22 protein-coding genes and 3 pseudogenes are annotated in these 24,560 nt (G+C 61.9%); 15 read left to right on the top strand and 10 right to left on the bottom strand.

Annotation, left to right across the window (positions count from 1 at the left end; translation table 11 throughout):
* Positions 1 to 11: 11 nt before the first annotated feature.
* The gene (gene glgB / locus AACY42_RS14130; protein ID WP_339480119.1) at positions 12 to 2,246 is read left to right on the top strand and encodes a 1,4-alpha-glucan branching protein GlgB; all 2,235 of its coding nucleotides are present in this window, start codon (positions 12 to 14) and stop codon (positions 2,244 to 2,246) included.
* A gap of 130 nt (positions 2,247 to 2,376) precedes the next feature.
* On the opposite strand, the gene gudD is transcribed toward glgB, so the two are convergent.
* On the bottom strand, positions 2,377 to 3,720 hold the full coding sequence (gene gudD, locus AACY42_RS14135) for a glucarate dehydratase (RefSeq protein WP_339480121.1): 1,344 nt from the start codon (positions 3,718 to 3,720) through the stop codon (positions 2,377 to 2,379).
* 35 nt (positions 3,721 to 3,755) lie between these two features.
* Between gudD and AACY42_RS14140 the strand changes: the two genes are divergently transcribed.
* Both AACY42_RS14140 and AACY42_RS14145 read left to right on the top strand, forming a co-directional pair.
* Positions 3,756 to 3,941 carry a hypothetical protein gene (locus AACY42_RS14140; RefSeq protein WP_339480123.1) on the top strand — a complete coding sequence of 62 codons (186 nt, stop codon included), beginning with the start codon at positions 3,756 to 3,758 and terminating at the stop codon, positions 3,939 to 3,941.
* A 77-nt stretch (positions 3,942 to 4,018) separates the two neighbouring features.
* Positions 4,019 to 4,732 (top strand): FadR/GntR family transcriptional regulator, encoded by a 714-nt coding sequence (locus tag AACY42_RS14145; RefSeq protein ID WP_339480126.1) that lies wholly within the window; start codon positions 4,019 to 4,021, stop codon positions 4,730 to 4,732.
* A gap of 249 nt (positions 4,733 to 4,981) precedes the next feature.
* On the opposite strand, the gene AACY42_RS14150 is transcribed toward AACY42_RS14145, so the two are convergent.
* From AACY42_RS14150 to AACY42_RS14160, 3 genes are read right to left on the bottom strand one after another with little or no spacing between them, the layout of a single operon-like run.
* Complete coding sequence (locus AACY42_RS14150) at positions 4,982 to 6,163, bottom strand: acetyl-CoA C-acetyltransferase (protein WP_339480127.1); 1,182 nt, start codon at positions 6,161 to 6,163, stop codon at positions 4,982 to 4,984.
* A gap of 11 nt (positions 6,164 to 6,174) precedes the next feature.
* Complete coding sequence (locus AACY42_RS14155) at positions 6,175 to 6,840, bottom strand: CoA transferase subunit B (protein ID WP_003180355.1); 666 nt, start codon at positions 6,838 to 6,840, stop codon at positions 6,175 to 6,177.
* 35 nt (positions 6,841 to 6,875) lie between these two features.
* Positions 6,876 to 7,574: a CoA transferase subunit A gene (locus AACY42_RS14160; RefSeq protein ID WP_339480130.1), complete on the bottom strand. Its 699-nt coding sequence runs from the start codon at positions 7,572 to 7,574 to the stop codon at positions 6,876 to 6,878.
* Between the two features lie 248 nt (positions 7,575 to 7,822).
* On the opposite strand from AACY42_RS14160, the gene AACY42_RS14165 reads away from it, so the two are divergent.
* The gene (locus AACY42_RS14165) at positions 7,823 to 8,713 is read left to right on the top strand and encodes a LysR family transcriptional regulator (RefSeq protein WP_339480131.1); all 891 of its coding nucleotides are present in this window, start codon (positions 7,823 to 7,825) and stop codon (positions 8,711 to 8,713) included.
* Positions 8,714 to 8,833: 120 nt separating this feature from the next.
* On the opposite strand, the gene AACY42_RS14170 is transcribed toward AACY42_RS14165, so the two are convergent.
* The gene (locus tag AACY42_RS14170) at positions 8,834 to 9,673 is read right to left on the bottom strand and encodes an NAD-dependent protein deacetylase (RefSeq protein ID WP_339480134.1); all 840 of its coding nucleotides are present in this window, start codon (positions 9,671 to 9,673) and stop codon (positions 8,834 to 8,836) included.
* Between the two features lie 181 nt (positions 9,674 to 9,854).
* Here AACY42_RS14170 and AACY42_RS14175 point away from each other — a divergent pair, with 181 nt between their 5' ends.
* The 6 genes and pseudogenes from AACY42_RS14175 to AACY42_RS14200 all read left to right on the top strand — a co-directional run bounded on the left by AACY42_RS14175 (position 9,855) and on the right by AACY42_RS14200 (position 13,290).
* Positions 9,855 to 10,127 carry a hypothetical protein gene (locus tag AACY42_RS14175; protein WP_339480136.1) on the top strand — a complete coding sequence of 91 codons (273 nt, stop codon included), beginning with the start codon at positions 9,855 to 9,857 and terminating at the stop codon, positions 10,125 to 10,127.
* 275 nt (positions 10,128 to 10,402) lie between these two features.
* Positions 10,403 to 10,492 (top strand): annotated as a pseudogene (locus AACY42_RS14180) (KGG domain-containing protein); the annotation flags it as partial.
* Between the two features lie 9 nt (positions 10,493 to 10,501).
* A pseudogene (locus AACY42_RS14185) lies at positions 10,502 to 10,684 on the top strand (general stress protein); the annotation flags it as partial.
* A gap of 15 nt (positions 10,685 to 10,699) precedes the next feature.
* A pseudogene (locus tag AACY42_RS14190) lies at positions 10,700 to 10,780 on the top strand (KGG domain-containing protein); the annotation flags it as partial.
* A 428-nt stretch (positions 10,781 to 11,208) separates the two neighbouring features.
* Positions 11,209 to 12,138, top strand: a complete 930-nt coding sequence (locus tag AACY42_RS14195; protein ID WP_339480137.1) for a ZIP family metal transporter — start codon at positions 11,209 to 11,211, stop codon at positions 12,136 to 12,138.
* Positions 12,139 to 12,270: 132 nt separating this feature from the next.
* A complete protein-coding gene (locus AACY42_RS14200) occupies positions 12,271 to 13,290 on the top strand; it encodes a hypothetical protein (RefSeq protein WP_339480138.1) in 1,020 nt (339 codons plus the stop codon).
* Positions 13,291 to 13,299: 9 nt separating this feature from the next.
* Here AACY42_RS14200 and AACY42_RS14205 read toward each other — a convergent pair whose 3' ends face one another.
* The gene (locus tag AACY42_RS14205) at positions 13,300 to 13,494 is read right to left on the bottom strand and encodes a hypothetical protein (RefSeq protein WP_339480140.1); all 195 of its coding nucleotides are present in this window, start codon (positions 13,492 to 13,494) and stop codon (positions 13,300 to 13,302) included.
* Between the two features lie 301 nt (positions 13,495 to 13,795).
* Between AACY42_RS14205 and glsB the strand changes: the two genes are divergently transcribed.
* On the top strand, positions 13,796 to 14,704 hold the full coding sequence (gene glsB, locus AACY42_RS14210) for a glutaminase B (RefSeq protein WP_339480142.1): 909 nt from the start codon (positions 13,796 to 13,798) through the stop codon (positions 14,702 to 14,704).
* Positions 14,705 to 14,771: 67 nt separating this feature from the next.
* Here glsB and AACY42_RS14215 read toward each other — a convergent pair whose 3' ends face one another.
* Together AACY42_RS14215 and AACY42_RS14220 are read right to left on the bottom strand one after the other, a co-directional pair.
* Complete coding sequence (locus tag AACY42_RS14215) at positions 14,772 to 15,101, bottom strand: hypothetical protein (RefSeq protein WP_003200138.1); 330 nt, start codon at positions 15,099 to 15,101, stop codon at positions 14,772 to 14,774.
* Between the two features lie 687 nt (positions 15,102 to 15,788).
* The gene (locus tag AACY42_RS14220) at positions 15,789 to 17,735 is read right to left on the bottom strand and encodes a DNA topoisomerase III (RefSeq protein ID WP_339480144.1); all 1,947 of its coding nucleotides are present in this window, start codon (positions 17,733 to 17,735) and stop codon (positions 15,789 to 15,791) included.
* 243 nt (positions 17,736 to 17,978) lie between these two features.
* On the opposite strand from AACY42_RS14220, the gene AACY42_RS14225 reads away from it, so the two are divergent.
* On the top strand, positions 17,979 to 18,386 hold the full coding sequence (locus AACY42_RS14225; protein ID WP_339480146.1) for a response regulator: 408 nt from the start codon (positions 17,979 to 17,981) through the stop codon (positions 18,384 to 18,386).
* Between the two features lie 220 nt (positions 18,387 to 18,606).
* On the opposite strand, the gene AACY42_RS14230 is transcribed toward AACY42_RS14225, so the two are convergent.
* Together AACY42_RS14230 and AACY42_RS14235 are read right to left on the bottom strand one after the other, a co-directional pair.
* A complete protein-coding gene (locus AACY42_RS14230) occupies positions 18,607 to 20,229 on the bottom strand; it encodes an MFS transporter (protein WP_339480147.1) in 1,623 nt (540 codons plus the stop codon).
* A gap of 144 nt (positions 20,230 to 20,373) precedes the next feature.
* The gene (locus AACY42_RS14235; RefSeq protein ID WP_339480150.1) at positions 20,374 to 22,017 is read right to left on the bottom strand and encodes a GMC family oxidoreductase; all 1,644 of its coding nucleotides are present in this window, start codon (positions 22,015 to 22,017) and stop codon (positions 20,374 to 20,376) included.
* Positions 22,018 to 22,148: 131 nt separating this feature from the next.
* Between AACY42_RS14235 and AACY42_RS14240 the strand changes: the two genes are divergently transcribed.
* From AACY42_RS14240 to imuA, 3 genes are all read left to right on the top strand, one after another.
* A complete protein-coding gene (locus tag AACY42_RS14240) occupies positions 22,149 to 23,033 on the top strand; it encodes a LysR family transcriptional regulator (RefSeq protein WP_053123328.1) in 885 nt (294 codons plus the stop codon).
* A gap of 275 nt (positions 23,034 to 23,308) precedes the next feature.
* The gene (gene lexA / locus AACY42_RS14245; protein WP_339480154.1) at positions 23,309 to 23,926 is read left to right on the top strand and encodes a transcriptional repressor LexA; all 618 of its coding nucleotides are present in this window, start codon (positions 23,309 to 23,311) and stop codon (positions 23,924 to 23,926) included.
* On the top strand, positions 23,926 to 24,558 hold the full coding sequence (imuA, locus tag AACY42_RS14250) for a translesion DNA synthesis-associated protein ImuA (RefSeq protein ID WP_339480155.1): 633 nt from the start codon (positions 23,926 to 23,928) through the stop codon (positions 24,556 to 24,558). The genes lexA and imuA overlap by 1 nt, the downstream gene beginning before the upstream one ends.
* Positions 24,559 to 24,560 lie beyond the last annotated feature (2 nt).

Raw genomic sequence — 24,560 nt, forward strand, 5'->3', positions numbered from 1 at the left:
TGGAGAGAATCATGAGTGTCTCGAACAAAGAACCACAGGGGCAGGCCAAGGAGTCCTTGCTGCCGGCGCCCCATGACATCGACGCGCTGGTGCGTGCCGAACACCACGACCCGTTTTCTATTCTGGGGCCGCACGGCGACGCCGCCGGCGGCCAGTTCATTCGCGCGTATCTGCCCGGTGCCCTGAGCGTGCATGTGCTGGCGCGCGAGGGGGGCGAAGAGCTGGGGGAGCTGCAAGCCACCGAAACCCCGGGGCTGTTCGTCGGCCATTTCGATCGAGCCCAGGCGTACTTGCTGCGCACCCGTTGGGCCGGCGGCGAGCAAGTTGCCGAAGACCCCTACAGCTTCGGTCCGTTGCTGGGGGAGATGGACCTTTACCTGTTTGGTGAGGGCAATCACCGCGATCTCAGTTCCTGCCTCGGTGCGCAACTGACCACCGTCGATGGCATCGACGGCGTACGTTTCGCTGTCTGGGCGCCGAACGCCCGGCGCGTTTCGGTGGTCGGGGATTTCAACGTCTGGGACGGGCGGCGACATCCGATGCGCATCCGTTATCCGGCCGGCGTATGGGAGATATTCATTCCCAGGCTGGGTCCCGGCGAAGGTTACAAGTATGAAATCCTCGGCGCCCACGGCATCCTGCCGCTCAAGGCCGACCCGGTGGCCCTGGCCACGCAGATGCCGCCAGACACGGCGTCGAAAGTCGCCTCACCCTTGAAGATCGAGTGGCAGGACGACGAGTGGATGCAGCACCGTCGCGAGCGGCAGCTCCCAGGTGCGCCGCTGTCGATCTACGAGTTGCACGCCGGCTCCTGGCAGTGCGAAATCGACGAGGCGGGGGAGGTGGCCCGGCAATACAACTGGCATGAGATGGCCGAGCGGCTGATCCCGTATGTCAAGGACTTGGGCTTCACCCACATCGAGCTGATGCCGATCATGGAGCACCCGTTCGGGGGGTCCTGGGGCTATCAGCCGCTGTCGCAATTCGCGCCGACGGCACGCTTCGGTTCGCCGGACGATTTCGCGGCGTTCGTCAACGCCTGCCACCAAGCCAATATCGGGGTCATCCTCGACTGGGTGCCGGCGCATTTCCCCACCGACACCCACGGCCTGGCCCAGTTCGACGGCACCGCGCTGTACGAATACGGCAACCCGCTGGAAGGCTTCCACCAGGATTGGGACACGCTGATCTACAACCTGGGCCGCACTGAAGTGCATGGCTTCATGCTGGCCTCGGCGCTGCACTGGCTCAAGCATTTTCACGTCGATGGCCTGCGGGTGGATGCCGTGGCCTCGATGTTGTACCGCGACTATTCGCGCAAGGCCGATGAGTGGGTGCCCAACCGCCACGGCGGACGCGAAAATCTCGAAGCCATCGATTTCCTGCGGCACCTCAACGATGTGGTGGCGTTGGAAACCCCTGGCGCGCTGATCATCGCGGAAGAATCCACGGCATGGCCAGGTGTCAGCCAGAGCACCCAGCAGGGCGGCCTCGGTTTCGCCTACAAGTGGAACATGGGCTGGATGCACGATTCGCTGCACTACATCCAGCAAGACCCGGTGTACCGCGCCCATCACCACAACGAACTGAGCTTTGGCCTGGTGTATGCCTGGTCCGAGCGCTTCGTCCTGCCGATTTCCCACGACGAAGTGGTCCATGGCAAACGCTCGCTGATCGACAAAATGCCCGGTGACCGCTGGCAGAAATTCGCCAACCTGAGGGCCTATCTCAGCTTCATGTGGGGCCATCCCGGCAAGAAGCTGTTGTTCATGGGCTGTGAGTTCGGCCAATGGCGCGAGTGGAACCACGACCAGCAGTTGGACTGGTACCTGCTGCAATACCCTGAGCACCGTGGCGTGCAGAAGCTGGTGAGCGATTTGAACCGGCTGTATCGCGAAGAACCGGCGCTGTATGACCAGGATGATGCGCCCCAGGGCTTCCAGTGGTTGATTGGCGACGATGCCCTCAACAGCGTCTACGCCTGGCTGCGCTGGAGCAAGGAGGGCCGGCCGGTGCTGGTGGTCGCCAACTTCACACCGGTGCCGCGCGAGGCCTACCGGGTCGGCGTGCCGTTCGCCGGGCGCTGGGTCGAATTACTCAACAGCGATGCCGACACTTACGCCGGTTCCAACTATGGCAATGGCGGTGGTGCCTTCACCGAAGAAGTGCCCAGCCATGGTCAGGCCCTGTCGCTGGAACTCAACTTGCCGCCGTTGGCGGTATTGATCCTGCGGCCGGAGGGTTAGTCGCAACGCTTGCCATGCAGTCCCCGGTGGGAGCGAGCCTGCTCGCGATGACGGTAGATCAGTCACCTGGATAGAGTCTGACACTGCGCAATAGCGAGCAAGCTCCCTTCCACAAGGGATATTGCTCGCTTCAGCGAACCAGGCACGGCCGCTTGTTGTTGAACGTCCAGCCCGGAATCAGGAACTGCATCGCCACCGCATCGTCTCGCGCGCCAAGGCCCATGCCCTTGTACAACTCATGGGCCTTGGCCAGTTGGTCGGTGTCCAGCTCAATCCCCAGCCCCGGTTTCTTCGGCACCTGCACGCAGCCGCGCTGGATCTGCAACGGCGCCTTGGTCAGCCGCTGGCCGTCCTGCCAGATCCAATGGGTATCGATCGCCGTGATGTCACCCGGTGCGGCAGCCGCCACGTGGGTGAACATTGCCAGGGAAATGTCGAAATGGTTGTTGGAGTGCGAGCCCCACGTCAGGCCCCATTCATTGCACATTTGCGCCACGCGCACCGAACCCTGCAGGGTCCAGAAATGCGGGTCTGCCAGGGGAATGTCCACGGACTGCAAGGTGATGGCGTGGCCCATCTCGCGCCAGTCGGTGGCGATCATGTTGGTGGCGGTCTTCAGGCCCGTGGCGCGGCGGAACTCGGCCATGACCTCGCGGCCCGAATAGCCGTTCTCGGCACCGCAAGGGTCCTCGGCATAGGCCAGCACGTTGTGCTGGTCGCGGCACAAACGGATGGCTTCCTTGAGTGACCAGGCGCCGTTCGGGTCCAGGGTGATGCGTGCCTGAGGAAAGCGCTCGGCCAGCGCCGTAACCGCTTCGATCTCCGCGTCGCCTTGGAGCACGCCGCCCTTGAGCTTGAAATCCTGGAAACCATAGCGGGCGTGGGCGGCTTCGGCCAGGCGCACCACGGCGTCGGCGTCCAGGGCTCTCTCATGGCGCACGCGAAACCAGTCGTTGTCGGCGTCCGGTTCGCTGCGGTAGGGCAGGTCGGTCTGCTGGCGATCGCCGACGTAAAACAGATAGCCGAGCATCTTCACTTCATCGCGCTGCTGGCCCTCGCCGAGCAGGGCCGCGACCGGTACGTCCAGGTGTTGGCCGAGCAGGTCCAGCAGTGCCGCTTCCAGGCCGGTCACCGCGTGGATGGTGATGCGCAGGTCGAAAGTCTGCAGGCCACGGCCACCGACATCGCGGTCGGCAAAGGCGTGGCGCACGGTGTTGAGGATCTTCTGGTACGTGCCGATGGGGCTGCCGACCACCAGCGAACGGGCGTCTTCGAGGGTTTGGCGAATGCGTTCGCCACCGGGGACTTCGCCCACGCCGGTATGGCCGGCGTTGTCCTTAAGAATAACAATGTTGCGGGTGAAGAACGGGCCGTGGGCGCCGCTGAGGTTCAGCAACATGCCGTCATGGCCGGCCACGGGCACGACCTGCATGCTGGTGATGATCGGGGCTTTGCGGGTGTCTTGGGTATGCATAATTGTCCCACTCGTTGTTTTTATACGGGCATCGTATGGCAGTGATGTTGATAGACATCATACAACTTGATTTTTTTATCTTACAAGCGCCCTTTGATTTTTTGGCTGCGTTCTTATCTTGGATTCTTGTTATTTACCTGATTTTGCTGAGATTTGTAGTAGGTGTTAAGAGTTTTATCGATCTGCTCCAGTCTGGCGGAACTGCTGGATGGATGCCATGATTTTGGTTGTCATACAAGTTGTCGGCCGATGGGGTTTTTCCCAGCCGTACAGACTGCTCTTTCAAGGATCCGCGACCATGCAGCCGAACACCGAAATACCTGCCCGCAAGCGCACCCAGAATCTGGCCTATGACCTGGTGGAGAAGTTGAGTCAGAGCATTCTGCTGGGGCAACTGAAACCGGGGGAGAAGCTGCCCTCCGAAGGCGCTATCGTGCAGGAGCACGGGGTCAGCCGCACGGTGGTGCGCGAGGCGCTTTCCAAGTTGCAGGCTTCGGGGTTGGTGGAGACCCGCCACGGCATCGGCACCTTTGTGCTGGCGCAAACCGGCGAGCCGGGGTTGCGGCTCAATGTCGACACGGCGGCGGGGGTGCGGGCAATCCTGGAGATGCGCCTGGGCCTGGAAACCCAGGCAGTCGCCTTGGCGGCCCAACGTCGCAGCGAACGCCAACTGCAGCAGATGCGCCAGGCGCTGGATGACTATCAGCGGTTGTCCAGCAACAACGACAGCTGTGTCGAAGCTGACCGGTGCTTCCATCTGCTCATCGCCGAAGCCACGGACAACGCCTGTTTTGTCGAAATCATGCAGCACTTGGGCAGTGCGATGATCCCCAGGACGCGAGTGAACGTGGCCGAACGCGGCCAGGCGGATCTGGGCAAGCTGGCACAGTTGGCCAACCTGGAGCACGAAGCGATCTTCAACGCCATCAAACGCCAAGACCCGGACGCCGCCCGCGCCGCCATGTGGCTGCACCTGACCAACAGCCGTGACCGGTTTGGCGCAGGTTCCTGACGGCTCATCGTCGCCTGACTCACCGCTTTCGCGAGCAGGCTCGCTCCCACAGTGGATTAGTGGTGCTCTGGGATTCTGTGCCCACCGCCAATCCTCTGTGGGAGCGAGCCTGCTCGCGATGAGGCCGGCAGGCCAAGCTCAAAACCAACAGGCAAAAAAAACCGGCGCAACCGAGGTTGCGCCGGTGGTGGTGCCAGTGGTTGTGTGGATATTCGTGGATCCGCGCAACCACCGTTGAACCTGTGTCGGTTATGCCCGTTCCAGTGCCAGGGCCACGCCTTGGCCGCCGCCGATGCACAGTGTCGCGAGGCCTTTCTTGGCGTCGCGCTTGATCATTTCATGCAGCAACGACACCAGGACTCTACACCCCGATGCGCCGATAGGGTGGCCCAGGGCGATGGCGCCGCCATTGACGTTGACCTTATCCATGTCCCATTTCAGTTCCCGGGCCACGGCCAGCGACTGGGCGGCGAAGGCTTCGTTGGCTTCGACCAGGTCCAGTTGATCCAACGACCAGCCGGCCTTGTCCAGGCAGCGGCGGGTGGCCGATACCGGGCCAATGCCCATGATGGCCGGATCGACGCCAGCGTTGGCGTAGGCGCTGATTTTCGCCAGCACGGGCAGGCCCAGGGCCTTGGCTTTTTCCGCGCTCATCAGGATCACGGCGGCGGCGCCATCGTTGAGCGAGGACGCGTTGCCCGCGGTGACGCTGCCGTCCTTCTTGAAGGCAGGCTTGAGCTTGCCCAAGGATTCGGCGGTCGTACCGGCGCGCGGTTGCTCATCGGTGGCGAACGCCACGGGATCGCCTTTGCGCTGGGGAATCAGGATCGGGGTGATCTCATCGGCGAACCGACCGCCCTCGATAGCGGCGACGGCCTTCTGCTGGGATGCGGCAGCGAAAGCGTCCTGCTCCTCGCGGCTGATGCCGTACTTGTCCACCAGGTTCTCGGCGGTGACGCCCATGTGGTAATCGTTGAAGGCATCCCACAGGCCGTCGGTGATCATGCTGTCGATCATCTTCGCGTGGCCCATGCGCAGGCCCGTGCGGGCGGCCGGCAACACGTAAGGGGCCAGGCTCATGTTCTCCATGCCGCCGGCGATGATGACGTCGGCGTCGCCACAGCGGATCGCCTGGGCGCCCAGGTGCAACGCTTTGAGCCCCGAGCCGCAGACCTTGTTCAGGGTCAGCGCTGGCACCGCATGAGGCAGGCCGGACAGAATCGCCGCCTGGCGAGCCGGGTTTTGCCCGGACCCTGCGGTCAGCACCTGGCCAAGAATCACTTCATCGACCTGTTCGCCCGACAAACCGGTCTGTTCCAGCAGGCGACGAATCACCGCGGCACCGAGTTCCGGCGCGGGAATGGAAGCCAGCGAACCCTGGAAACTGCCGATGGCGGTACGGGTAGCGGCGACAATCACGACTTCTTGCATCGAATCTCTCCTCACTGGGCAGCGAACTGCATTTCAGGCACGTGGTCCGGCACGATCAGTTTGCCGGCGGTCTTGGCAACGATTTCCTCGACGCTGACGCCCGGGGCACGTTCTTTCAGGATGAAGGCGCCGTCCTGGATTTCCAGGTAGGCCAGGTCGGTCAGCACCCGCTTGATGCAACCGGCACCGGTCAGCGGCAGGCTGCAACGCGGCAGCAGTTTCGATTCGCCGTCCTTGGACGCATGGGTCATGGTGACGATGATGTTCTCGGCACCGGCCACCAGGTCCATCGCGCCGCCCATGCCCTTGACCAGCTTGCCGGGGATCATCCACGAGGCGATGTTGCCTTCGACATCCACCTCGAATGCGCCCAGCACGGTCAGGTCGATATGGCCGCCACGGATCATGGCAAACGATTCGGCCGAAGAGAAGATCGACGCGCCAATGCGTGCGGTGACCGTCTGCTTGCCGGCGTTGATCATGTCGGCATCGACTTCGGCTTCGGTGGGGAACGCGCCCATGCCGAGCAGGCCGTTTTCCGACTGCAGCATGACTTCCATGCCTTCAGGAATGTAGTTGGCGACCAGGGTCGGAATGCCGATGCCCAGGTTCACGTAGTAGCCGTCCTGCATTTCGCGGGCGACGCGTTGAGCCATTTGTTCGCGGGAAAGTGCCATGTTGTTATTCCTTCATTCGGGCCGGGGGCAGGGGATCACTTACGCACGGTGCGCTGTTCGATGCGTTTTTCGAACGTGCCGCAAATGACCCGGTCGACGTAGATGCCAGGGGTGTGGATCTGCGTCGGGTCCAGCTCGCCGGGTTCGACGATTTCTTCGACTTCCACCACAGTGATCTTGCCCGCCGTGGCGGCCAGCGGATTGAAGTTCTGGGCGGTGTGGCGATAGATCACGTTGCCGAAATGGTCAGCCTTCCAGCCTTTGACGATGGCGAAGTCGCCAGTGATGGATTCTTCCATCAGGTATTGGCGACCATGGAACTCACGCACTTCCTTGCCTTCGGCCACCGGGGTGCCGACGCCGGTGGCGGTGAAGAACGCCGGGATGCCGGCGCCACCGGCGCGCATTTTTTCGGCGAGGGTGCCTTGGGGGGTCAGTACGACTTCGATTTCGCCGCTGAGCAGTTGCTGCTCGAACAGGGCATTTTCGCCCACATAGGAGGCGATCACCTTGCGGATTTGCCGGTCTTCCAGCAGTACGCCGAGGCCGAAGCCGTCGACGCCGCAGTTGTTGGACACCACGGTGAGGTCGCGGATGCCCTTGTGCTTGATCTCGGCGATCAGGTTTTCCGGGATACCACATAGGCCGAAGCCGCCGGCAATGACGGTCATGCCATCCTTCAAGCCTTCCAACGCTTCTTCATAGGAACTCACGCGTTTGTCGAAACCTGCCATAGACACCTCTTTTATTCTTGATGGGGTCACAATGGGATGCAGTGTTGCGCCAAGTCATATATTTGTTAAGTTGATTTTTAGATTGAATTGATTGATAAAACTCAATAGTCGCCTCCCCTGTAGGAGCTGTCGAGTGCAACAAGGCTGCGATCTTCCCAAAGACACTTGAATCTCAAGCGAAAGCAAAAGATCAGGATCAAAAGATCGCAGCCTTCGGCAGCTCCTACGCAACCGGACACAGGACGCCCATGACCCTCAAGCAAATCCGTGCCTTCCTCGCCGTGGCCCAGAGCCTGAGCTTTGCCGTGGCTTGCGAGCGGCTGCACCTGTCCCAGTCGGCCCTGAGCTTGACCATCAAGGCCCTGGAAGAAGGGCTCGGTGGCCGTCTGTTCAGTCGCAACACTCGTAACGTGGCGTTGACCCCCGAAGGTGAGTCGTTGCTGCCATTGGCCCGCCGGCTGGTGGCCGACTGGGACAATGCCGAGGACGAAATGCGCCAGCGCTTCACCTTGCAGCGTGGCCGCGTGACGTTGGCGGCGATGCCGTCATTTGCCGGCAACCTGCTGCCGCCGATCCTCAAGACCTTCCGTGCCCGCTATCCGAATGTCAACGTCACGGTCAACGACGTGATCAACGAACAGGTGCTTGAGATGGTGCGTGATCGGCATGTCGAATTGGGCGTGGCGTTCGAGCCGATGCGCGGTTCGTCATTGGCGTTCACACCCTTGTATCTCGATCGCTTCGTCGCGGTAGTGCCGCTGGACTCACCGCTTGCCCAGCGCGACGAAATCCACTGGGAAAACCTGCTGGAACAGCCCTTCATCACGCTGCAACGGCCATCCACGGTACGGGTGATGCTGGAAGAGCATCTGCAGGCCCGGGGCATGAAACTGCCTGTGGAGTTCGAGAGCCACCAGTTGGCGACCGTTGGGCGAATGGTTGCCAGCGGGCTGGGGGTGAGTGCCGTGCCGGCGCTGTGTGTCGGGCAGATGCATGAACTGGGTGCCCGCTGCATCACCTTGCGCGATCCGGTGATCGAACGGGCCGTCGGCGTGCTGACCAAGCCGGGGCATGAACTGTCGGCGGCGGCGCAGGCGTTGTTCGATACGCTCAGGGATCAGGATTTGGCCGTGCGTTAACCACCGTCCCCTTGTGGGAGCGAGCCTGCTCGCGATGCGGTGGCATATTCAATATAGATGCCAGATGAACCACCGCTATCGCGAGCAGGCTCGCTCCCACAGGGGAGAGTGGTAGTGTGGTTAGAACGGGTGTTGTGTCAGCAACGGCAGTAATTGTTCACACGGCTCTTCCAGCTTGAGGTCCAGCAGCTCATCGGCCCGGGTCTTGCCCCGGTTGATCGCCAGCAGCGGCTTGCCCTGGTCCTTGATGGCCCGGCACAGGCGAAACGCCGAATACGCCATCAGCGACGAGCCCACCACCAGCAGACCGTCTGCCCGCTCGACGGCTTGCAGGGCGCGGGTCGCGGTGGGGGGGGCGACGTTCTCGCCGAAAAACACCACATCAGGTTTCAACCGCTCGCCGTCGCAGTGACGGCAGCGGGGTACCTGGAAGCGCGCCTCGAAGGCCAGGTCGAGCAGAGTGTCGCCATCGGGCGCTTGTGCCGCATCAACACCAGCCAGGTAAGGGTTTTCGGTTTCCATCAACTGCTGAATCTGCTGTCGTTCGCTGCGCTGGCCGCAATCCAGGCACAGCACGCGATGCAGGCTGCCGTGCAGTTCGATAACGTCCTGGCTGCCGGCCTGGTCATGCAGCGTGTCGACATTCTGGGTGATCAGGCCGGTGATGCGTTGCCGTGCCTGCAACGTGGCCAAGGCCTCATGAGCCGCGTTCGGCCTGGCCTGCCGCACGCGTGGCCAGCCCAACATCGCCCGCGCCCAATAGCGCCGTCGTGCCTCGGCCTGGGCGAGGAACTCCTGGTACATCATCGGCTGTCGACCCCGGCGTACACCGTCGCTGTCGCGGTAGTCGGGGATGCCCGAAGGGGTGCTGATGCCGGCCCCCGTGAGCACCAGGAAACGGCGTCCGGCCATGTACGCCTGCAACTGATCGAGCGGCTCGCGGTGGAAGTCGTCCGGCATGGGTGTTTCTCCGTGTGGATTCGTTGAGGGTAGCACCGTCGGGAACGGGGCCTGCGTCACGCCTTTCGTCGCCCAGTGACGCTGTGCGGCAAACTTTCCTTGTAGGTGGGGCCTCCACACTTATATGCGAAAGAGCAACCGGGTTGTTTCGGTCGCTCTGAACCTGTCGCAGAGGAGGCGTATGAAGCAGACCATCGGTGAAGTACGGGCCATCAATCGACAGAGCGCAATGGTGGGTGTGTACGTGGCACAGGAGCACGGCCATACCGTGCTAGCCCTGCGTTCGGCCAATGACATCGATATTGGCGACATCCTGAAGTGGGAAAGCGGCACGGCCTTGGGCACTCAGTCCTATCACAACCAGACCAAGGGCTGGACCGCCGATGTGTATGTGGCAAACCACGGTGTGGCGACGGCCAACCTTGAGGTCCAGTTGCTGGTGGGCTCTTCCTGACGGCGCCTTCGAGACCGCTGCAATGGGCTGGCGTCGTTACCTGGCTTTTCCCGCAGGATTTTTCGCTGGATGAGGTTTCAGGGTTCAGGGCTGCTCATCAGTCACTGTCTGTTCAATAGCCGGTTGCAATAAAGGCCGAGGCGGCGGGGATATGAATAACGACATTGACCACTCGTCGCCGTTGCAGGTTTCTCTTAAAACCTTGGTGGCGTCATGTTTTCCGAATAAGGCGAGTCAGCAAGGTTCGTTGATATCAACTAAACGAGGTGAACGAAATGGCTAACACAGGAAATAACAATCCCGGCAATTTCGCTAACGATCGTGAAAAGGCATCGGCAGCCGGGAAAAAGGGTGGCCATGCATCAGGTGGTAACTTCGCCAATAATCCTGAGCGTGCATCCGAGGCCGGGCGCAAGGGAGGGCAGGCATCGGGTGGTAATTTTGCCAACGACCCTGGGCGTGCCGCAGAGGCCGGGCGCAAAGGCGGACAGGCCTCGGGCGGTAATTTTGCCAATGACCCTGGGCGGGCTTCGGAAGCCGGCCGCAAAGGTGGCTAGGCGTCGGGCGGCAACTTTGCCAACGACCGGGAGAAAGCCTCCGCAGCGGGTAGAAAAGGCGGTGAGAACAGCCGCGCCGGCGGCCGTGATACATAATGCCCGGTGACATGGCGAGCCTCCTGTCCATGGCATGGGGGCCCATTGGTTTATGTAACTGTTTTGCCGCGCTTGAACGAGTGTCAGGTTCACAGTCCTTTCGCTCTATTCATTGAGAGATGTTCGCTAGTTGTTGAGTCAATTAGCGTTCGTCTCGTTTATTGAATAGAAAATAGATCCTATTACTTCTTCTGGTGTTTGTGGGGCTGTCAGCGGCAGCGTCCTCATGACCTGTATTTTGATTGATAGGGTTAATCAGGTTCGAAAGCGCAGGCAACGTGCAATCCTCTACGGGCGCCGACTTGGGTTCGGGGATGCAAGGTGACAAACTGTAAAAAACGGCGAAGCGGCAACTCTTTACCTGATATCCGTCTGATCGTTTCCGGAACGATCAGCCATACCACGGCCAAGACCAATAAGGACATTCGATGGACCAACCCACCTCCCGGATCCGATCCCCCTGGCGCACCTGGCTCAACCCCGTGCAAGACAACCTGTTGCTGGGGGTAACCTTCTGGCTCGGGCTGGCGGTGGTGACTGCATTGCTGCTCTACAGCGGCTACAACGCCCTGGTCGGTGCCGACCGTCAGAACCTGGGCTATGCGGTGTTGGGCGGTGCCTCGGGCTTTGCCGCCACCGCCCTGGGGGCGTTGATGGCGGTGGTGCTGCGCGATATTGCCTCGCGTACCCAGGACATCATGCTCGGTTTTGCCGCCGGTATGATGCTTGCCGCCAGTTCGTTCTCATTGATCCTGCCGGGCATCGAAGCGGCACAGGTCATCTGTGGCAATCAGTTGCTCGCCGCGTTTGTCGTCGTGGTGGGCCTGGGCTTGGGCGTCGCCCTGATGATCGGCTTGGACCGTTTCGTGCCGCACGAGCACGAACTCAGTGGCCGGCGTGGGCCCCAGGCCGAGCGCATCAATCGTGTCTGGCTGTTCGTGCTTGCCATCACCTTGCACAATTTGCCGGAGGGCATGGCCATCGGCGTCAGTTTTGCCGACGGTGACTTCAAGGTCGGCCTGCCCCTGACCACCGCCATCGCCATCCAGGACATCCCTGAAGGCCTGGCCATTGCCATGGCGCTGCGAGTCACCGGTATCAGCGCCTTGCGTGCCGCGCTTATCGCGGTTGGCTCGGGGTTGATGGAACCACTGGGTGCGATGATCGGCCTGGGCATGTCGTCGGGCGTCGCCGTCGCGTACCCCATCAGCCTGGGGTTGGCGGCGGGGGCGATGATCTTCGTGGTGTCCCACGAGGTGATCCCCGAGACCCATCGCAATGGCCATGAAACCCCGGCCACCCTGGGGTTGATGATGGGGTTTGCGGTGATGATGTTTCTCGACACGGCGTTGGGTTGAAGGCTTGTCAAATACCTGTTGGATTAGATCCTGTGGGAGCTCCCACATTGGTTTGGTGTTTAGGCCAGGTCTCCCGTAACTCGCGACCTATACTCAACTCCGTGGGTGACCTGAATCCGGGGTGGCGCGATCGTGCTGCGTTCGCTGGTGTTGGCCGTTGTGCTCGTTCTGGCGGGGTGCGCCACGTCACAGCGCGCTCAACAGGCTGCCACGGTGACGATTGACCAGGCCATTTGGCGACAGGTGGACCAGCAGATCATCGCCGCATCGAAAAGCGCTATCGGACAGGCCGGACTCTACGCCCACGGGTCGATGGAACATTGGCGTGTGTTGGTCTATGAACGCACCGAGGCTGAGTTCATTCCTTGGTTCAGCAGTTATTGGACCCAGGAATGGCTGGCGGTGAAGGTCAGCTGGTATGCCGCCAGTGCCAAGGCTGAGGAGGATTCCCCAGCCCGGCGCCTGGCGGTTTACCTGCAAGAACAGTATCGCGAGCAGGTACTGGAGCCGGTGGCAGTGGAAATTGATCCCGAGGCGATCAGGGCGGCGGCGACGGACTACTACATACGCCAGCTCAATCAGCAGGTCCAGGTCATCGCCCTGCGGCATCGAATCCCGAACGATCTGATGAACCGGCGCCTGCACGGCATTGCTGCCATCAACCTGGGGCCGCCAGCGGCGCGTAACGCTTCGTTGTACGAGATGATCCACACCGAACCGCTGAACACACTGCCGGCTTATGCGGCCCTGATCGATCATGTCAACAAGGCTGCTGCCACAGGTGCCGGGCCCTCAGAGGCGGTGATCGCAACGGTGGCGCAACGCACCAGCGAAAAAATCGAGGCGCAATTTGCCACGCGTGGGGCGACCGGTGCGGCGGCGGCCTTGGCTGGGAAGGCGGCCGGAGCGTTGATTTCGGTGGGCGTGGCCGGTATTCGCGCGATCATCCACGAGGGCGAGCGGCCCGAAATGGAGGCGCAGATCCGCAAAAGCCTGAGCGCAGCGTTCGATGAGGCGTGGTTCAAGTCGCTCAAGCACCCCCTCAGCGGGGTGATGGCACCGATGTACTACCTGGACGAGGAAATAGAAGGCAACCTGGTGGAGGCGGACCTGGCCAATCGAGCGGTGGCATTGCCGGACATCAAGCCGTGACGGGCTGGCTCATTCTGATCCGAGGGTGATACGACAACCCTTGCGATGGCGGATCTGCTCGTTCGATGGGCGTTCCTTGATGAACTCGAAGCGCGGCTCGCCTTCGCTGTAGATCACCAGCCAGCCCCATTCGAGCTCGCTTTCATCCTGCCCAGGCTTGGGTGGTGAGGCCCACCAGGGTTCTTTTTGCATGATCTGGCGCATCGTCTACTCCTGCCGATTGATCCTTTGAACTATAGACCGCCCGATTTAATGACAGGCGCCAGTGAAAACGCTCGCTTCCTGTGGGAGCAAGGCTTGCCCGCGAAGCAGGCGACTCGGCTCCAGATAGACCGTGTGATCTTCATCGCGGGCAAGCCTTGCTCCCACAAAGTCTGCTCCCACAGCACCCTCGCCACAGGGTTGTGCGCCTGAAGCTTGATAATCAGTGTGCTCTGACCCCGCCCAACAGCGTCTAGCGTCTGTATCCCCGCACTCGAACGGGGAATGACTGGACCCCGCGCATATGCAAGCACTGTTGAACGAGATCCTCGATGCGGTTCGCCCCCTGATTGGTCAGGGCAAGGTGGCCGACTACATTCCGGCCCTGGGCACTGTGGCGCCCAACCAGTTGGGTATTGCCGTGTATGGCAACGACGGCGAGTTGTATTGCGCCGGCGACGCCGAAACAGCGTTTTCGGTGCAGAGTATTTCCAAGGTGTTCAGCCTGGTGCAGGCCATCGGGCATTCTGGCGAAGTGATTTGGGAGCGCCTGGGCCATGAGCCGTCCGGCCAACCGTTCAATTCCCTGGTGCAACTGGAATTCGAACGTGGTCGACCACGCAATCCGTTCATCAATGCCGGCGCGTTGGTGATCTGCGATATCAACCAATCGCGTTTCGCCGCACCGGCCTTGTCGATGCGCGATTTCGTACGCCGTCTGTCGGGTAACCCACAGGTAATGGTGGACGGCAAGGTTGCCGAATCGGAATACCAGCACCGCGCCCGCAACGCGGCGATGGCGTACCTGATGCAATCGTTCGGCAATTTCCATAACGATGTGGAAGCGGTACTGCGCAGTTATTTCAGCCACTGCGCCCTGCGGATGAGCTGTGTCGACCTGGCGCGGGCGTTCTGCTTCCTGGCCAATGACGGGTTCTGCAAGCACAGCGGCGAACAGATCCTCACCGCCCGGCAAACCCAGCAGGTTAACTCCATCATGGCCACCAGCGGCTTGTACGATGAGGCTGGCAATTTCGCTTATCGCGTCGGCCTGCCGGGCAAGAGTGGTGTCGGTGGGGGGATTGTCGCCGTGGTGCCGGGGCGCTTCACGGTGTGCGTCTGGTCGCCTGAACTCAACGTCGCCGGCAACTCACTGGCCGGCATGGCAGCGCTGGAACTGATGAGCCAGCGGATCGGCTGGTCGGTGTTCTAGGGGCTTGTCTCACAAACAAAAAGGGCCCGCTCCTGATTCAGGCGTGGACCCTTTTGTTTAGGACGTATCAGCAGAGGCGGTCGATGACCCTAACCTCAGAAGTGTTCTGCATCGACTGCCAGGCCTGGGTCAGCGTTTGCAACACGCGACCGATGAAGTCTTTGTCGGCCGCGGCCTTCTTGCCAACGTAGCCCTGGCCACGGCGGTACATCTTCAACCGGGCACCCAGCTCTTGCGTGTTCTTTTCGAACTCGTCTTCGCGGGTGTAGGGCGACAGGCAGTCCATGTGCACCTGGCCAGTCTTGCTGATCCACAGGATATGGCTGTCGAGAGTGTCCTTGTGTGCGGCGAATATGCGAGCCAGTTCATCAATAGATGGTTGATTATTCAGATTCATGTGTAAGCCCCTTGACCATTTGGTTGATCTGTCTGGTGGTTCGCAAAAACTTCGCTACTCGGTAAGTACCTGCCCAGTGCCTGCATGGCTGGCACCGAAACCAAGCCGTCAGCGCTCATCCGTCGAACTTCGACGGGGTCGTGCATCGGTTGTGTAGTGTTATCGAAGGGCTGCTACGCAAAAGCGTTACAACGACGAGAAACAGCGAAGAATCTTCAGGCAGTGTCAACTTTCGAGGGTTGAGCCACGCGCGTCATGAGGATCTTCGCCGACGTTTCTCGTCCTTGTTACCGGACGGTCAGGCCAGGTCAGCACCTTCAATCTGCCTTGTGGGCAGTCCCTTATCCAAAAAAACAGCTCGGCGGTCAGACGAGCTTGCTCAAACAGTTGCTTGTGCTCCCGATCGGGGAGACGTCTGCATCATGCAAGGGCAAATCGGAGGCGTCAACGATTTTGTAGTGATTATTTTTGGTCACTACATTTTGTCGGACAAAACGGTTTGGGTATGAGAAATCGTCGAAGGCGCGCACAGGGCAGTCTCTGCGGCGAGGGGACTTATCTGTGGGAGCAAGGCTTGCCCGCGGCAGGCGACTCGGTTCCGGATAGACCGTGTGACCTTTATCGCGGGCAAGCCTTGCTCCCACAGATCCTCGTGCCACAGGTTCCATGTTATCGGTGAGCCGCTGTTCAGGTGGCCTTGGCCTTGCTTGCCTTGCGCGGTGCACCGCCAGTCTTGCGCTTGGCCGGCTTGCGTTTGTTTTTCCACGGCGTTGCGCCGCGCCCGGCGGGGCTGGCCGGGCCGCTGATGGTCAGGCTCATGCCCTGGCAGCGGGCGACGTGCTTGCTCATCCAGGCGGCTTGCCGGGTCACGAATTCTTCCAGGCTCATTTCCCCGCTTTGCACCATGTCCAGCGCTTGCTCCCAGATTGCGGTGGTGCCCGGGTCGGCGATGGCTCGGGGCACGGCGTCGATCAGGCTGAAGGCCGCAGGGGTAGCGGACAGGGCCTTGCCGTTTTTCACCAGGTAACCGCGGTCGAGCAGCCCCTGGATGATCGAGGCCCGGGTCGCTTCGGTGCCAATGCCGGTGGTGTCCTTGAGCTTTTGCTTGAGCAGCGGATCTTCTACCAGTTTGGCGACGTTCTTCATCGCTTTGATCAGGTCGCCTTCAGTGAACGGCTTGGGCGGTTGGGTCCACAGGTCCTTGGGGGTCACCTTGTCCACGCCGCAATCGCGGCCTTCGCTCAGTGCCGGCAGGGTCTGCGGCGTCGGTGCTTCACGACCCCTTGCCGGTGCCAGCGCTTCGGGCAGGGCGCGTTTCCAGCCGGGTTCGACGATCTGCTTGCCCACGGCACGCAGCGCCTGGCCGGCACAGTCGAAGTCGGCCTGGGTCCGGTCGTATTCGTGGTTAGGCAGGAACTGCGCCAGGTACCGCGCGCGAATCAGCGTATAGACCGCGCGCTGCTTGCTGGCGAGTTTGTCGAGGTTCCTGGCGGCGGCGGTGGGAATGATGCCGTGGTGGGCGCTGACCTTGGCGTCGTTCCAGGCCCGGGACTTGCGTTGCGGTTGCAGGTGCTCGCGCAGCGGTGCAAGGCTTGGGTCGGCCTGGGCGAGGGCGGCCAGGATGGCTGGTGCTTCGCTGTGCTGGCTCAAGGGCAGGAAACCGCAATCGCTGCGAGGGTAGGTGATGAGCTTGTAGGTTTCGTAGAGCGACTGGGCGATGTCCAGGGTTTCCTGGGCGCCGAGGCCGAGTTTCTTCGAACAGACTTCCTGCAGTGTGCCCAGGTCGAAGGGTAACGGTGCCGCGTCGCGCAGACGTTCGGTGCGCACTTTCAACGTCCGAGCGGTGGCGGCGTTGCCCATGGCTTGGGCGGCGTCCCGGGCCAGGGCCTGGTTCAGGCAGCGTTCCTGGTCGTCGCAGGCGTCCGGATCGGCGCGCCACTGGGCGGTGAACGCCGTGCCTTCGTGGCTTAGCTGCACGTCGATGGCCCAATAGGCGACCGGCACGAAGTTGGCGATGCTGCGGTCGCGGTCCACCACTAGGCGCAGCGTCGGTGTCTGCACGCGGCCCACCGGCAACACGCCCTGGTAGCCGGACTGGCGCCCCAGCAGGGTGAACAGGCGACTCATGTTCATGCCGATCAGCCAGTCGGCCCGGGAACGGCCCAGGGCCGAGTGATACAGGTTGAAGGTTTCGGCCCCCGGCTTGAGGGCGGCCAAGGCCTTGCGGATCGATGCTTCGTCCAGGGCCGAGAGCCACAGCCGCCGGATCGGCCCGCGATAACGGCAATGTTCCACCAGTTCCCGGGCAATCATTTCGCCTTCGCGGTCGGCGTCGGTGGCGATCACCAATTCCTTCGCTTCCCCCAGCAGGCGCTTGACCGCCTTGTACTGGCTGGCGGTTTTCGGCTTGACGGTCATTTTCCATTGCGCCGGCACGATGGGCAGGTCGGCCAGGACCCAGCGTTTGTAGCGCGCGTCGTAGGCGTCGGGCGGGGCGGTTTCCAGCAGATGGCCGATGCACCAGGTGACCGTGATACCAGGGCCAAGCCAGCACCCGTCACCACGGCGCGTGGCACCGAGCACGGCGGCGATGTCCTTGGCCTGGGACGGTTTTTCACACAGGTACAGCTGCATAGCGCCCTTTTCCTGAGCAGATTCTCATGGGGTTGTAGCATGGTCATGGATGCGCGCCAGGGCAAGTTTTATCTGTATGGATATACAGATAAAAGCGTTGCGCTGCGTTGCCAAGAGGGCTCTGGCATGACATTCGGCGGCCTGTTGGCACACAGAGTGAATTTCTCGCAGGGGGATTGCTCATAACTTCAAGGCGGTTGTTGCCGCAAAGAAGGTTTTATGAGGTCAAGGAGAGTCACTTTCATGAATTCGATGCCAAATGGCAACGGCCAGGCGACTACGCGTTTGATTCTCGTTGTGGAAGATGATCCAACCATCCTGGAGTTTCTCTGCGAAATCCTCGAGGACGAAGGGTTTGTCGTGGAGCCTCGGGAAAGTGCCGACGCGGCGTTGACGTTTCTTGAAGAGAGCGCCCATTACGTCGACCTGTTGCTCACCGATATCACTATGCCCGGCAAGATCGATGGCGCGGACCTGGCCAACCTGACCGGAGATCGCTGGCCGCAGATACCACTGCTGATCATGTCCGGCTTCGAGACGCCGGAAAGTGCTGGAATCAAGCACCACGCTTCGTTCATCGCCAAACCTTGGGCGCTAGGACAGATGCTGGACCTGGTGGAAAGCACGGTGAAAGGTCACCAGACCCACTGAGGGTTTGATCTGAGCAACCTGATGCCCGCGGGGCTCTGGGCTCTGGGTTCTGTAGGCGCTCTGTAGGCGCTGGCGAAGCCTGCGATCTTTTGATCTTTCACTTGGGATTCAAGTGTCTGGGGGAAGATCGCAGCCTCGTTGCACTCGACAGCTCCTACCAGCTGCTACGTAGATGCTACGTCGCTTTACGGGCTTGGTCCGGCGGGAGCAAGCGCCAACCTCAGTTTTTATCCAGGTCCACGTTCCGGGTTTCCCGCAGGCAGATCATGCCCACCACCAGGCTTACTCCGGTGATCAGCACCGGGTACCACAGCCCATAGAAAATATCCCCGGTGTAGACCACCAGGGCAAACGACACGGTGGGCAGGAAGCCGCCGAACCAACCGTTGCCGATGTGGTAGGGCAGGGACATGGAGGTGTAGCGGATGCGGGTCGGGAACAGTTCGACCATCAACGCCGCCAGCGGTCCGTAGCACATCGCCGAGATGATAATCAGCGCCACGATCAAGGCCACGATCATTGGTCGGTTGATCTGCTGGGTGTCGGCCTGTTGTGGGTAGCCTGCCAGGGTTACGGCGCCGCGCAGGGCGGCTTCGTCGTAGCCAGCGATCTTCACGTCACCGATGTTGACCTGCACGGAACTGCCAGCCGGAGCGGCGACGCTGCTGTAGGGCAGGCCTTGTTTGACCAGGAAGGTCTTGACCTTGTCGCAAGGGCTGTCGAAACGCGCCTTGCCCACCGGGTCGAACTGGAAGGTGCAGGTGGCCGGGTCGGCGACCACGGTGATCGGTGCCTGCCGGCTCGCCTGGTCGATGGCCGGGTTGGCGTAGTGGGCCAGGGTCTTGAAGATCGGGAAGTACAGCGCCGTCGCCAGCAGCAGGCCGATCATCAGCACCGGTTTGCGTCCGACCTTGTCCGACAGCCAGCCGAAAAAGATGAAGAACGGTGCGCCGATCACCACACTGACAATCAGCAGGCTGTTGGCCAGGGCCGGGTCCATCTTCAGGAATTGGGTGAGGAAAAACAGCACGTAGAACTGCGCGGCGTAGAAGGTCACCGCTTGCCCGGCGTTGATGCTGAACAGGGCGATCAGCACCACTTTGAGGTTCTCCCATTTGCCGAAGGATTCGCGGATCGGCGCCTTGCAGCATTTGCCTTCTTCTTTCATTTTCAGGAAGGCCGGCGACTCATGCAGGCTCAGGCGAATCCAGGTGGAGATGCCCAGCAGCAGGATCGACAGCAGGAACGGAATGCGCCAGCCCCAGACTTCGAACTGATCACCGGTGAAGTAGCGGCAACCCAGCACCACCAGCAGCGACAGCAACAGCCCGAGGGTGGCAGTGGACTGAATCCAGCTGGTATGGAAACCGCGCTTGCCCATCGGCGCATGCTCGGCAACGTAGGTTGCTGCGCCACCGTACTCACCGCCCAGGGCCAGGCCCTGGAGCATGCGCAACGCCACCAGGATGATCGGCGCGGCGATGCCGATGCTGGCGTAGTTGGGTAGCAGGCCGACGCAGAACGTCGCCAGGCCCATGAGGATGATGGTCGCCAGGAAGGTGTATTTGCGCCCGATCATGTCCCCCAACCGACCGAACACCAGGGCCCCGAACGGCCGCACGATGAAACCGGCGGCGAACGCCATCAGGGCGAAAATGAACGCGGTGGTGTCGTTGACCCCGGCAAAGAACTGCTTGCTGATCACCGCCGCCAGGGCGCCATAGAGGAAAAAGTCGTACCACTCGAACACCGTCCCCAGGGACGAGGCGAAGATGACTTTCTGGGTTTGCTGGCTGGTGCCGACGCTGCGCGTGGCTTCCAGGGGCTGAACATGCTCGGACATAGCGGTATCCCTCACAGTGATTGTTTTTGTTGTTCCACTGCGACGCCGGGGTGGCGTCTCCTGATTTGATACGTTCCCTTTGCTTAAACACATTCCCCTTGTGGGAGCGGGCTTGCTCGCTCCCACAAGGGGAGGCCTTGTTTTTCAGACCGTGGCCGGCTCCTTTTGGGGGGTGGTGATTCTTGTGTCTGCCTCAAGCATCATCTGCGCCGCCTTCTCGGCAATCATCAGCGTCGGCGAGCAGGTGTTGCCCGAGGTGATGCGCGGCATGATCGAGGCGTCGGCGATGCGTAGGCCCTTGATGCCATGGACACGAAGTTGCGCATCCACCACCGCGTCGCGATCCTGGCCCATGCGGCAAGTGCCGACCGGATGGAAAATCGTCGTGCCAATCCGGGCGGCGGCCTGGTGCAGTTCCTCTTCGGTTTGCAGGCTGGAGCCCGGCAGGTATTCCACCGGTTTGAACGCGCTCAGGGCCGGGGCCGCGACAATGCGTCGGGTCAGGCGGATGGCGTCGGCGGCGACCCGCAAGTCTTCGGGATGGCCCAGGTAATTGGGTTGGATCAGCGGTGCTTCGTGCGGGTCGGCCGAGCGAATATCCACCCGGCCACGGCTTTGCGGACGCAGGTCGCAGACCGACGCGGTAAACGCCGGGAAGCTGTGCAACGGTTCGCCGAAGCGTTCCAGGGACAACGGCTGCACGTGGTATTCGAGGTTGGCCGAGGCCTGTTCCGGACCCGAGCGGGCGAACGCGCCGAGTTGGCTGGGGGCCATGGACAGTGGGCCGCTGCGGTCGTACAGGTAACGCAGGCCCATGCCCATCTTGCCCCACAGGGTGCCGGCGATCTGGTTCAGGGTGCGGGCGTTTTCCAACTGGTAGATCAGCCGCAGTTGCAGGTGGTCCTGCAAGTTGCCGCCGACACCGGGCAGCTCATGCGCCATACCGATGCCCAGGCGTTGCAGCAGGCTGCGCGGGCCGATCCCGGAGCGTTGCAGGATGCCCGGCGAGCCAACGGCGCCGGCACACAGGACGATTTCCTTGCGGGCCTTGAAGGTCATGCCCTTGCCTTGCCAGCGCGCGCTGACGGCGTGGGCGCGGTCGTCACGCAGCAACACGCGGTCGACCTCGACATCGGTCAACACCGTGAGGTTGCTGCGTTGGCGAACCGGTTTGAGAAATGCCTTGGCCGCGTTCCAGCGCACTCCGGCTTTCTGGTTGACCTGGAAGTAGCCGCAGCCTTCATTGTCGCCGCTGTTGAAGTCGTCGACGTTGGGGATGCCGCTCTGCTCGGCGGCGCAGCGGAACGCATCGAGAATTGGCCATGACAGGCGCTGGCGTTCAACGCGCCATTCTCCACTGGCACCGTGGAATTGGGACGCACCGGCAAAGTGATTTTCGCTCTGGCGGAACAGTGGCAGCACGTCTTCCCAGGCCCAGCCAGAATTGCCCTCGGCGGCCCAGCCGTCGTAGTCCGCCGCCTGACCGCGCATGTAGATCATGCCGTTGATGGAGGAGCAACCACCCAGGACTTTGCCGCGGGGATAGCTCAGGGCGCGGCCTTGCAGGCCGGGTTGTGCTTCGGTCTTGAAGCACCAATCGGTGCGCGGGTTGCCGATGCAGAACAGGTAGCCGACCGGGATGTGAATCCACGGATAATTGTCGCGCCCGCCGGCTTCGAGCAGCAGCACCCGGTGTTGCGGGTTGGCCGAAAGCCGATTGGCCAGCAAGCACCCGGCAGGACCGGCGCCCACGATCACGTAATCGTATTCATCGACGACAGGTTGCATTCGCGACCTCTTTTTTGTTTTTGTGGGGTCCATCCTAGTTGTTAGTTTTCGTCAAAAGAATGTTAGTTTTTGCGCAGCGGCTGTGCGTTTATAAACAGTCCATGCCTTCAGGCGCGTTCAAGGATCGCCTCATGTTCGACTGGAATGACCTGCGCTATTTCTTGGAGCTGCAACGCAGCGGGCGTCTGCTGACAGCTGCACGGCGCCTGAATACGACCCACGCCACTGTGGCCCGGCACATCGAGGCCATCGAGAAAAGCCTGGGCACTGCGCTGTTTGTCCAGCATGCCCAGGGCTATGAACTGACCCCGGCCGGCGAGACGCTGCTCAAGCACGCCGAAGCCATGGAGAACGTGGCGTTGCTGGCCCAGGAGGACATCACCCAGTCCAGTGCACCCCTGGGCAAGATCCGCCTGGGGGTGACCGAGGGGCTGGGCATCATGTTCCTCGCCAGCCGCATGGACGGGCTGTTCCAGCGCTATCCAGGGCTGGAAGTGGAATTGGTGGCGGTGCCGCGATTTGTCAGCATCCTCAACCGTGAGGCAGAAATCAGCATTCACCTCGAACGTCCGGCGGCCGACCTGCTGGTCACCCGCAAACTCACCGACTACAGCTTGGCGCTGTACGCCAGCCAGGCCTACCTGGACCGCTCGCCAGCGCTGCGCAGCCGCGAGGACCTGGCCCGCCACGCCTGGATCGGCTATGTCGATGACCTGCTGTTCAGCCAGGAACTGATGTTCCTCAACAGCTTTTGCCGCAACCCCCGTGTGGTGTTCCACAGCACCAGTGTCATCGCCCAGCAACAGGCCGCGCGCTCGGGTCTGGGGATCGCCGTGCTGCCGTGCTACATGGCCAGTGGCGATCCGACGCTGGTGCCGTTGCTGCCGGACGAAACCATCCGCCGCAGCTACTGGATCAGCACCCGCCGCGAACTGCACAAATCCGTACGACTGCGGGTGCTGTGGGATTACGTGGTGCAGCTGTGCGAACGCGAGCAAGGGTTATTACTCCCCTGAGCACGCAATGCCCCTGTGGTCAGCCACTCTGTGGGAGCAAGGCTTGCCCGCGAAGCAGGCGACTCGGTACCAGATAGACCGTGGGTTCTTCATCGTGGGCAAGCCTTGCTCCCCATCTGAATACGTTCCTGCTGTGAATGCTGTTGGCTAAGCAAACGATGGGCCTGCGGCGAGGGGATTTAGCGAAACGTCGCACCGCCCCGCTGGGCAGCGCAGCAGCCCCGAGCTGCGAACTGACTGGCGGCGCTTGTCAGAAAAACCCAGGAAGAGTACAAATGTACTCCATGACGACTCTCTCTCCCCGCCGTACCGCCATCCTGACGTTCATCCGCGAACGCATCGCCGGTCAGGGCCAGCCTCCCAGCCTCGCTGAAATCAGCGAGGCGTTCGGTTTTGCCTCCCGCAGTGTGGCGCGCAAGCATGTGCTGGCGTTGACCGAAGCCGGCTTTATCGAAGTCAATCCGCACCAGGCCCGGGGTATCCGGTTGTTGAACCAGCCACCACGGCCCGAGCTGCTGGATGTGCCGGTGCTGGGGCGAGTGGCCGCCGGGCTGCCGATCGGCGCCGACGCCGAGGTCCACAGCCGACTGATGCTGGACCCGGCGATTTTTACCAAGGCGCCGGATTACCTGCTGCGGGTCCAGGGCGATTCGATGATCGAGGATGGCATTCTCGACGGTGACCTTGTGGGTGTGCAGCGTACGCCGCAGGCCTCCAACGGCCAGATTGTCGTGGCACGCCTGGACGGTGAAGTCACCATCAAGCGCTTCGAGCGCATTGGCGAGCGGGTGCGTTTGTTGCCGCGCAACCCGGCCTACCAGCCGATCATCGTCGAGGCCGACCAGGACCTGGCGATAGAGGGGGTGTTCTGTGGTTTGGTGAGGCAAGGCTGATGGGCGCTGTCGTTGCGCTGGACACGCTGTTCAACCGCGGCCAGGTCTGGAAGGGTCGGCCTGCGCCGCCAGCCGCCAGCCCGCAACCCACCGGCCATGGGGCACTGGACGCGGCGTTGCCCAGTGGCGGCTGGCCGGAGGCGGCGTTGACGGAACTGCTCATCGCCGAGCCGGGCGTAGGCGAGTTGCAACTGGTGTGGCCGACCCTGGCGCGGCTGTCGGCGGCAGGGGAGCGGATCGTGCTGGTGGCGCCACCGTTCGTGCCCTATCCCCAGGCCTGGCAGAACGCTGGCGTCGACCTGCAACAGTTGTCGGTGATCCGCGCCGATGAGCGCGATGCCCTGTGGGCCACCGAACAATGCCTGCGTTCGGGCAGTTGTGGCGCGGTGCTGTGCTGGCCCCGTCAAGCGGATGACCGGGCATTGCGCCGTTTGCAAGTGGCAGCGGAAACCGGCCAGACCCTGGCGTTCGCCTGGCGCTCGATCCAGGAGGCCATCAACCCGTCGCCGGCGGCGCTGCGCATCGCCATCGATACCCGGCCGGCGCAATTGCGCGTGCTCAAGTGCCGGGGCGGGTTGGCCCGTTCGGCGCCGATTGCCTTTGCCACGCTCGCCCCACAAACCGGGCATTGAGG

Source organism: Pseudomonas sp. RL_5y_Pfl2_73 (assembly GCF_963970515.1).
In the GTDB taxonomy this organism is placed as follows: domain Bacteria; phylum Pseudomonadota; class Gammaproteobacteria; order Pseudomonadales; family Pseudomonadaceae; genus Aquipseudomonas.